The sequence below is a fragment of the Flavobacterium sp. genome, assembly GCF_020217025.1.
Taxonomy (GTDB): Bacteria; Bacteroidota; Bacteroidia; order Flavobacteriales; family Flavobacteriaceae; genus Flavobacterium.
In genome coordinates, this window is sequence record NZ_JAIWOF010000113.1 from 1 (window position 1) to 10000 (window position 10000).

A 10000-nucleotide genomic window follows, 5' to 3' on the forward strand; every position below is an offset into this window, starting at 1 on the left:
AATCAATGAAAACGGTGAATTAGCAAAAGTAGTTTCGCCAAGAACGTTGCCTACAGATGCTGAAATCGTAAATTGGATTGAAGGAAAATAATTTAGTTTTCAGTTTCCAGTCGCAGTTTTCAGTGTAAGGTTTTACAATTGTTACTGCGACTATGAACTGCGACTAATTTTAAAGCATCTTTTGCACAAAAACGGAATGCAACCATCGGTTAAATTTAAAGCCTGTTTCTTTAAGAAATCCAACTTCTTCGAAACCGAACTTTTTATGAAAATCAATACTGTTGGTGTTTTCAGAATCGATAACGCCAATCATCGTGTGAAGGTTTTGTTGTTTGGCTCTTTCGATTAATTCGGTCAGTAATAATTTACCAATGCCTTTACCAATGCAATTCTTATTCGCATAAACGGAATGTTCTACTGTGAATTTATACGCTTCTCTGAAACGAAATTCACTATAATAACCGAAGCCTACGACTTCATTATTCATTTCGGCAACAATAACAGGAAAACCTTTCTGAAGTTTTTCTTCAAAAATAGCTTCTTGTGTAGTTAAAGTTCGAACGTTGTAATCGTACAAAGCAGTCGAATTCAAAATAGCATCGTTAATGATGTCTAAAATGGCTGGGCAATCTGTTATTTGATAGTCTCTAATTTTTATCTCCATTTGCAAAGAAATTACGTAGTAAAAGTACTAAAAACCTTTTCAACTTCGTAACTTTGTAGTTCAGTTATTTTTTAAAAATGATGTATCCAAAAATTCCTTTAGCGCAAAGCATTATCGAAATTTGCCAACAAAAAGGAGTCCAACATATCGTAATTTCACCAGGTTCGCGCAATGCTCCATTGACTATTGGATTTACAAATAATCCATATTTCAAATGTTACAGTATTGCTGACGAACGTTGTGCTGCATTTTTTGCTTTGGGAATTGCCCAACAAATTCAAAAACCCGTTGTTGTGGTTTGTACTTCGGGTTCGGCTCTACTGAATTATTATCCTGCAATAGCTGAGGCTTTTTACAGCCAAATTCCGTTGATAGTTATTTCAGCCGATAGACCACAAAATAAAATTGATATTGGTGACGGACAAACCATTCGTCAGGAAAATGTTTTTGCGAATCACAGTTTGTATAATGCAAATTTGCAAGAAAATGTATCAACTGAAAACGACAATCACATTCAAATGGCTTTGCATGTTGCGATTACCCAAAGAGGGCCAGTTCATATCAATGCACCTTTTGAAGAACCTTTGTATGAAACGGTTTCCGAATTACAAGTGCATCCTGAAATTGTTGATTTTAATAAAGAAGAAAAGCATTTTTCACTAGGAAATTCAACGGTTGAAACTTGGAACAAAGCGACTAAGAAATTGGTTTTAGTAGGGGAGTTGTTTCCAAATTCAGTAGAGCAAAAATATTTGGATATTTTAGCGAATGACCCAAGTGTTGTAGTTTTAACCGAAAAAACATCGAATTTACATCATCCAACTTTCATCGACCAAATTGATACGTTGATTACACCTTTCACGGATGAAGATTTCAAAGCGTTTCAACCTGAAATTTTGTTGACTTTTGGTGGAATGGTGGTTTCGAAACGTATTAAAGCGTTTTTGCGAAAATACAAACCATCGCATCATTGGCATGTAGACGATTTACGTGCGTATGATACGTTTGGAGCACTTACGAATCATTTTGAAACTAAAATCAATACCTTTTTGAGTCAGTTATTGAATGAAAATACGATTGAGAGTTCATATAAATCTAGCATTTCCAACATTTGGAAAGATAGGGTAGTAAAACACCAAGAATACACATCAAAAATTCCGTTTTCGGATTTTAAAGTGTTTGATTTTATTTGCCATAATCTGCCAAAGAACTACCAATTGCAAGTTAGCAATAGTTCGGCGATACGCTATTTACAATTGTTTGATTTAGATAAAAGCGTGCAAGTTTTTTGTAATCGCGGGACAAGTGGAATTGATGGAAGCACTTCTACGGCAATAGGAGCAGCCTCAGCGTCTTATTTACCAACGATGTTGATTACAGGCGATATTAGCTTTTTATACGACAGTAACGCTTTGTGGAACAATTACATTCCAAAAAACTTCAAGATTATTTTATTAAACAATAGTGGTGGCGGTATTTTTAGAATTTTACCAGGACATCAAGAAACGGAAACATTTAACACGTATTTTGAAACTTCTCATCAGTTAAACGCCTCACATTTAGCTAAAATGTATAGACTAGATTATTTTGAAGCGAATAATGAAGCTACTTTACAACAACAATATGCTAAATTCTTAAGCCAAAACGAAAAACCAAGTATTTTAGAAGTGTTCACTCCAGAAAAAGAAAATAATGGAATTTTGTTAGAGTTTTTTAAAAGGTTGAAGTAATTTTCGTTTATATTTTTCCTTTATATTTTGAATCAAAATCAATCATCCATTCGATGCCGTATTTGTCTAAAAAAAGCACTTAAATATTAATGATAATCACTATTAATAATTGGATATTTTAATTAAGTATAGCCAAAAATGATTTCATTTTATATACTATAACAGCTAATAGTGCAAAATTGATTTCCGTATCAAAAGTAAATTATGAAGTATAAGTTATATCTGAATATAAATTTTGAGTGCCAACTAAATAATTAACTTAAATGATAAAACCTATAAAATATTTATTTTAAAGAGTTTTTTGTGGAGTAGAGTAGAGACAAAATGAATTTTTTAAAGAAAATTTGAGAAAGTTGCTTTTGGAATTTTTAAATAGAAACTTATGCTGGTTATGAATCATTTTCTTTGTTGTTTATTTTATCTAAGTCACATTAGTTAAATATAATTTATATTAGCATTACATTCTTCTCTTCTTTTTAATAACTAATATTATTAAGTTAATTTCTTTAAAAATAAATTAATCTAGAATTTTAGAACTCATTTTCATTTTTTTCTTTAAACTTAATTTTATTTTCATTTTTTTAACTTTTTTTCGAAACATGATTTTTATCATATTAAAGGATGTTTTTGTCCTTTAATTTTGACCTATAAAATGATAGTAACGAAACTATTATTGAAACCAATATTTAAAACTAATTTTTTCTACCATGAGTAATTTTATTAAAAGAGTTCTTGTATTGTGTGTGGCTTGTGCAGCAAGTATTGCATGTAAACAGAACGGTGACTCAACAACCAACTATGCTGATATCTCTGTTGGTGATGAAATGATTGCAGAATTAACAGCGCCTCCATTTGTACCAAAACCTGTTGGAGATCGTCCTGCTAAAAAATTAATTGTAAACATGGAAATTAAAGAAATCGAAGGAGAAATGGCCGACGGTGTTAAATATGTTTACTGGACTTTTGGTGGTAGTGTACCAGGAAGTTTTATTAGAACTAGAGTAGGTGATGAAGTAGAATTTACTTTGAAAAATCACCCAGACAACAAATTGCCTCACAACATCGATTTACATGCCGTTACAGGTCCAGGTGGTGGAGCTGCTTCTTCTTTAGTAGCACCGGGACATGAAAAAACTTTTAATTTTAAATGTATCAATCCAGGATTATATGTGTACCACTGTGCTACAGCTCCTGTAGGGATGCACATTGCAAACGGAATGTACGGATTAATTTTGGTAGAGCCAGAAGGTGGTTTACCTCCAGTTGATAAAGAATACTACGTAATGCAAGGTGATTTTTATACCAAAGGAAAAAATGGAGAACCAGGAATGCAACCTTTCGACATGACAAAAGCCGTTGATGAACATCCTGATTATGTAGTTTTTAATGGGAAAGTTGGTGCTTTAACTGGTGACAAAGCGTTAACCGCTAAAGTGGGTGAAACCGTTAGAATTTACATGGGTAACGGTGGACCAAATTTAGTCTCTTCGTTCCACGTTATTGGAGAGATTTTCGACAGAGTTCATATTGAAGGTGGCGATGCAATCAATAAAAATGTTCAAACAACATTAATTCCTGCTGGTGGTTCTGCTATCGTAGAATTTAAAGTAGATGTTCCAGGAACTTTCATTTTAGTGGATCACTCCATCTTCAGAGCGTTCAACAAAGGAGCATTAGGAATGTTAAAAGTAGAAGGTGCTGAAAATGCTAAAATTTACTCAGGTACAACACAAGAAGGTATTTATCACCCAGAAGGAGGAACTATTCAAACGATGCCAAAATCAGGTAATGGAAAAGAAGTAGTGGTAAACAAAACATTAGACCAACAAATTGCCGATGGTAAAAATATTTATGGAAGAACTTGTTTCGCTTGTCACCAATCAGAAGGTCAAGGTATTCCTGGTGCTTTCCCTCCATTAGTAAAATCTGATTTCTTAAATGCAGATCCAAACAGAGCAATCAATGCAGTACTTCATGGATTAAGTGGCGAAATTACAGTAAATGGTAAAAAATTCAATTCAGTAATGACTAGTCAAAACCTTACCGATCAAGAGATTTCAGATGTTTTAACATATGTGAATAACAGTTGGGGTAATAACAAAACCAAAGTAACTCCTGAAATGGTTAAAACACAAAGAGCAAAACCAGCTCCAAAATCAAAAGATATGCACGAATAATAATCAAATAAATAGAATAAATACAAAATGAAAAAAATAGTATTGAGTGCCATCGCACTTATCGTAACCGGAACTTTAATCAGTTTTAAATTACCAACAACTAAAACATCTGAAGTAGTGACATTTCAGGATGTAAATAAAGGAAAAGCAATTTTTAGTAAAACATGTATCGCATGCCATCAGGCAAACGGACAAGGAATTCCAAATGCGTTTCCTCCTTTAGCAAAATCTGATTACCTAAATAAAGATGTTAACAGAGCCATTAAAGTGGTATTAAACGGATTAAGCGGACCTATTACTGTAAATGGCAAAAAATTCAATAGTGCGATGACTAGTCAAGGATTAAGCGACCAACAAGTAGCGGATGTACTGACTTATGTTTACAGCAGTTGGGGAAATAACAATACCAAAGTTACTCCAGCTATGGTAAAAGCACAAAGAGGTAAAAAATAAGTATAAACAATAAACAAACTGAAGAATGGAAGCTCAATTTATGAAACGATTTCACTACTGCCTAATTTTATTATCTTGGGTTTCCATTTCTTTTTCTCAGGTGCCCGAAGATATGGTAACCATTGGAGCAGGGAGTTACGTTCCGTTATATGGAACAACAGATAAGAAACCAGTGAACATCAAATCCTTTTTGTTAGATGTATATCCGGTAACGAATCAACAATATTTAGAATTTTTGAAAAAAAATCCGGCTTACCGAAAATCAAAAATCAAACGTCTTTTTGCCAATACAACTTATTTATCAGAATGGAGTGGCGATTTAAGTTTCGGACAATTAAATGCAAATGCGCCTGTAACTAACGTTTCTTGGTTTTCAGCTAAAGAATACTGCGAATGTCAAGGTAAAAGATTAGCCACTTTAGACGAATGGGAATATGTAGCCATGGCAGATGAAAAACGAAAAGACGCTCGTTCAAAAGAAGAATTCAATAAATACATCTTGAGTTGGTACGAAAAAAACAAAACCTATAACAATTCCGTAGGGAAAACATTCAAAAATTACTGGGGTGTTTACGATATGCACGGATTGGTTTGGGAATGGACTTTTGATTTCAATAGCATTTTTTTATCAGGAGAATCCAGAAAAGATAAAGATACCGATAAAGATTTGTTCTGCGGAAGTGGTTCTGTCAATGCCTCCGATTTAATGAATTATGCCGCTTTTATGCGTTACGCTTTCAGAGGCAGTATAAAAGCAAATTATACAACAAAAAATTTAGGTTTCCGATGTGCCAAAAACATCGCTAATTGAGTTTTCAATTAAAAAAAATAGTCATGAAAAAGATAATTTTATTCGTAATTGCTTCCCTTTTATTAATCGGATGTAATGCAAAAGAGGAAAAACAAGACATAAAAGATAAACCAATAACCGATTTATCAATTTACAACTTGCCTGAAAAATGGACCAATCAAGACGGAAAAGATATTGAACTAAAAGAATTAAGAGGAAAAGTTCTTGTTATGGTGATGATTTATACTTCTTGTAAATCAGCTTGTCCAAGATTAGTTGCCGATATGCGAAATATTGAAGCTAAAATACCAGAAGAATACAAAGACAAAGTCCAATTGGTTTTAGTAAGTATTGATCCAACGGTGGATACTCCAAAACGTTTAAAAGATTTCTCTATCGAAAATAAAATGACAGGAAATCAATGGGTTTTCTTGCGTTCAAATGAAGAAAACACCAGAGAATTCGCAGCAGTTCTAGCCGTAAATTATAAAAAAATATCTCCGATAGATTTCTCACATTCCAATATTATCAGTGTATTTAATGCAGAAGGCGAATTGGCATTCCAACAAGAAGGCTTAGGAGTTAGTTACGATAAAACGGTTTCAAAAATCAAAGAAGAAGCGGCTAAAATAGAGTAGTGGCTTCCCAATATAAATCCAATACAACATGAAACTTCAAAATAAAATGTTAGTTGCAGTTGCTTTTGCAATTTCAACCGTAGGTTCTTTTGCTCAAGAGTTAGAAGTCAACTTACAAATTCGACCTCGATTTGAATACCGAAATGGTTTCAAAGAATTAATGAAAGACGATTTTTATCCTACTTCATTTGTTTCCCAACGCTCAAGAATGAATTTCTTCTACAAGCAAGAAAAATTTAAAGCCAATGTATCGTTTCAAAATGTCAGAGTTTGGGGCGATGTAGCAACGACTTCTCCTTCCGATAAAAACGGAGTAGCTTTATTCGAATCTTGGATTTCGTATGATTTCAATACGAATTGGACAGCAAAATTCGGGCGACAAGTGCTTTCTTATGATAATCAAAGAATTATGGGTGGAATCGATTGGCTACAACAAGGTCAAAGTCACGATGCCGTTTTGGTTACCAATAAGAAAAATGGCTACCAATTGGATTTTGGTGCAGCGTTAAATAATAACAACGAAGCCTTGTACGAATCGGCTTATGTGACGAACTATAAAAACATGCAATTCATTTGGTTCAACCAAAAATTTTCAAAATTTAGTTTGAGCTTTTTAGCATTGAATAATGGTTATCAATATGAAAATTTGGTAGAAAATAAATTTCAAGTTGCCTATTTGCAAACTCTCGGAACTTATGGAAAATGGGATGTTTCAAAATTTTATGGTGATTTCGGTTTGTACGCTCAAACAGGTGAAGCTGCTGTAACTAATGATAAAGTTGCTGTTGGTGCGTATTATGCGGGATTTAATTTGGGATATAAATTCACCAATCCTTTCAAAGCCGAATTAGGTTTCGAATATTTATCTGGAAAAGATCAAAATGATACCGATACTAAAGTAAAATCGTTCACACCTTTATTTGGAACCAATCACGGATTTAATGGTTTAATGGATTATTTCTATGTCGGAAATCATAAAAATTCGGTTGGATTACAAGATTTTTATACCAAATTCATTTACGACAAGAACAATTGGCAAGTAACGTTAGCGCCTCACTTATTTTATAGCGCTGCATCGGTTTACAACATGACTACTTTAGAAGAGCAAGATAGTTATTTAGGTACAGAAATCGATTTAACAGCAACTTACAAAATCGACAAAAACTTTGTAATATCGGGTGGTGTTTCCAAAATGTTTGCCAGCGACACTATGGAAATTTTAAAAGGAGGAAACAATTCAAATGGAAACAATTGGGCATGGGTAATGGTTTCATTTAATCCGCAATTATTTACCTACAAAAAATAGATTAATTATAAATAGGGTTATTTTTAATTAAAAAAGGACTGCTAATTATTTTAGCAGTCCTTTTACTTTAAAAAGAATCGTCCTGTTTACCAAAACGACTCCTTTTAAAGAACCTAATTAACTAATAAAACTTATCTTGTAAAACAATGGCACTTGGAAACAAAATATTATTTTCTAAATGAATGTGCGCATGTAAATCCGCTTCAAATTCTTGTAACATTTTATAAGTTACTTTGTACGTGTTACAAGCATCTGCTGGTGGAGTGTAGTTGTTTGATAATTCTACAATTTTTTCAAATCGTTCACCTTCATTTTCATGTTCTTCCATCATCATGGCAATAGGATTGGCTACAGAACCAAATCCAGGATTGTTGATGGGTGTATTATTTCGATTAGCTTCTACCATTTTTTTGATAAACGGAAACAGAATTAACTCTTCTTTTTTCATGTGTTGCGTTAATTCATCCGCACTTCTTTTGAATAATTTTTTAATTTCAAAAAGTTCTGGATGGTGAGCACCATGTACTTGTTCCAACTTAAGTAAAAACGATAGCAATTGCGGAATTTTTTCTTCCACATATCGATGGTGTTTTTTCTCAATATAATCAATTAACAAATCCAATTCCCAAGATTTAAAATCGATTCCTTGATTGTTGTTGTTTGCCGTAACACGTTCTAATTCGTCTAAAAGCGCATATTTATCAATGCCTTTTTTTGCACATACTTCATCGATTGTTCGGTTTCCTTTACAACAAAAATCGATACCTAGTTGACTGAAAACACCTGCAGTTCTATAATCATCTGCTACTATGTTTCCCACTGTTTTGTTTGAATCTATTACCATAATAATGTATTGTTTAAATAAAAGACAAATTTATCCTTAATTTAATTTTCATAGTATGATTTGAATCATAACGAATGTTTTTTTTTGGCAGTTATTTTGTACTTAATTAAAGGATAAAAATATCCTTTATAATTTCTAACTAATATCTAAAATATGTTATCAAAATCACAAGCACGAGCATTTTTTTTAGGAGGAACCGTAGTAACCTTTTTAGTCTTTATCGGCTTAACCATTTACTCGTTCATGCCTAAAAATGATCAAACTTATCATGATAAGATTGATGCAAAAGTTATTCGAGGAAAGGAAATCTGGGAATCGAATAATTGTATGGGTTGTCATACCATACTTGGGGAAGGAGGCTACTACGCACCTGAACTTACCAAAGTAATCGAAAGAAGAGGAGAAGGCTATGTAAAAGCCGTTTTACAATCGCCAATTCCTTGGGGACCAAAAGGCAGAAAAATGGTAAAATACGAAATGAACGATGCCGATGCCGAAGCTGTAATTGCCTATTTCAAATGGATAGGAAACATTGATTTGAATGGGTTTGAACGCGTGGTTTCACCTTTAGCTAAAGAAGAATAATCCAAAATTTAGAAGATATGAAATATAAATCACAAAAAGTAGCGTATTGGTTCTTTGGATTATGCATGTTATTATTTGCATTACAAATTATCTATGGTTTTATTATGGGCTTTGCCCGAATTGGAATGGATGGTCTTCACGATTTTATTCCGTTCAATACAGCAAGAGCTGTTCACACGAATTTATTAGTAGTTTGGTTATTAACTGGTTTCATGGGAGCCGCTTATTATATCATTCCTGAAGAAGCACAACGAGAATTAGTCAATGTCAAATTGGCTTATGTGCAGTTGATTTCATTAGCTGTTGTTGGCGTTTTAGCAATCGTTGGCTATCACTTTAATATTTGGGAAGGTCGAAAATTTCTTGAAATTCCAAGAGAATTAGATGTTTTAGTAGTAATCAATGTCTTATTGTTCTTAGGATTAATCCTTACCACTTTATTCAAAGCAGAAAGACGAACTACAACTTCATTAGTTTTAACAATGGGATTGGTTTTTGCTGCCTTATTATATTTACCAGGTATGATTTGGTTCGATAGCCAAGTAACGGATTCATTCTTCCGTTGGTGGGTAGTACATTTATGGGTTGAAGGTGTATGGGAACTAATCATGGGCGGTATTTTATCGTACTTGTTAATCAAGCTTACAGGTGTTGACCGAGAAGTTATTGAGAAATGGTTATACGTAATCGTTGGTTTGACATTCCTTTCAGGTTTATTAGGAACAGGTCACCATTACTACTACATCGGAGTAAATAAAATTTGGTTAATTGTAGGTGGAATTTTCTCAGCATTAGAACCATTAGCATTCTTAG

9 protein-coding genes and 1 pseudogene are annotated in these 10000 nt (G+C 33.2%); 8 read left to right on the top strand and 2 right to left on the bottom strand.

Annotated elements, in window-relative coordinates:
- Positions 1–169: 169 nt before the first annotated feature.
- Complete coding sequence (locus LDL23_RS05505; protein ID WP_291264815.1) at positions 170–664, bottom strand: GNAT family N-acetyltransferase; 495 nt, start codon at positions 662–664, stop codon at positions 170–172.
- A 77-nt stretch (positions 665–741) separates the two neighbouring features.
- On the opposite strand from LDL23_RS05505, the gene menD reads away from it, so the two are divergent.
- From menD to LDL23_RS05535, 6 genes and pseudogenes are all read left to right on the top strand, one after another.
- Positions 742–2394, top strand: a complete 1653-nt coding sequence (gene menD, locus LDL23_RS05510) for a 2-succinyl-5-enolpyruvyl-6-hydroxy-3-cyclohexene-1-carboxylic-acid synthase (protein ID WP_291264816.1) — start codon at positions 742–744, stop codon at positions 2392–2394.
- 707 nt (positions 2395–3101) lie between these two features.
- Positions 3102–4571 (top strand): copper-containing nitrite reductase, encoded by a 1470-nt coding sequence (nirK, locus tag LDL23_RS05515; RefSeq protein ID WP_291264817.1) that lies wholly within the window; start codon positions 3102–3104, stop codon positions 4569–4571.
- Positions 4572–4712: 141 nt separating this feature from the next.
- A pseudogene (locus tag LDL23_RS05520) lies at positions 4713–5024 on the top strand (cytochrome c); the annotation flags it as partial.
- 25 nt (positions 5025–5049) lie between these two features.
- A complete protein-coding gene (locus tag LDL23_RS05525) occupies positions 5050–5835 on the top strand; it encodes a formylglycine-generating enzyme family protein (RefSeq protein ID WP_291264818.1) in 786 nt (261 codons plus the stop codon).
- 23 nt (positions 5836–5858) lie between these two features.
- Positions 5859–6452 (top strand): SCO family protein, encoded by a 594-nt coding sequence (locus LDL23_RS05530; RefSeq protein ID WP_291264819.1) that lies wholly within the window; start codon positions 5859–5861, stop codon positions 6450–6452.
- 28 nt (positions 6453–6480) lie between these two features.
- Positions 6481–7758 carry an alginate export family protein gene (locus tag LDL23_RS05535; RefSeq protein ID WP_291264820.1) on the top strand — a complete coding sequence of 426 codons (1278 nt, stop codon included), beginning with the start codon at positions 6481–6483 and terminating at the stop codon, positions 7756–7758.
- 121 nt (positions 7759–7879) lie between these two features.
- Here the strand turns inward: LDL23_RS05535 and ric are convergent, their stop codons facing one another.
- Positions 7880–8602 (bottom strand): iron-sulfur cluster repair di-iron protein, encoded by a 723-nt coding sequence (ric, locus tag LDL23_RS05540; RefSeq protein ID WP_291264821.1) that lies wholly within the window; start codon positions 8600–8602, stop codon positions 7880–7882.
- 153 nt (positions 8603–8755) lie between these two features.
- Between ric and LDL23_RS05545 the strand changes: the two genes are divergently transcribed.
- Together LDL23_RS05545 and LDL23_RS05550 are read left to right on the top strand one after the other, a co-directional pair.
- Positions 8756–9187 (top strand): cytochrome c, encoded by a 432-nt coding sequence (locus LDL23_RS05545; protein ID WP_026726070.1) that lies wholly within the window; start codon positions 8756–8758, stop codon positions 9185–9187.
- Between the two features lie 17 nt (positions 9188–9204).
- Positions 9205–10000, top strand: a 796-nt coding sequence (locus tag LDL23_RS05550) for a cbb3-type cytochrome c oxidase subunit I (protein WP_291264822.1), incomplete at its 3' end; no start/stop codon positions are given.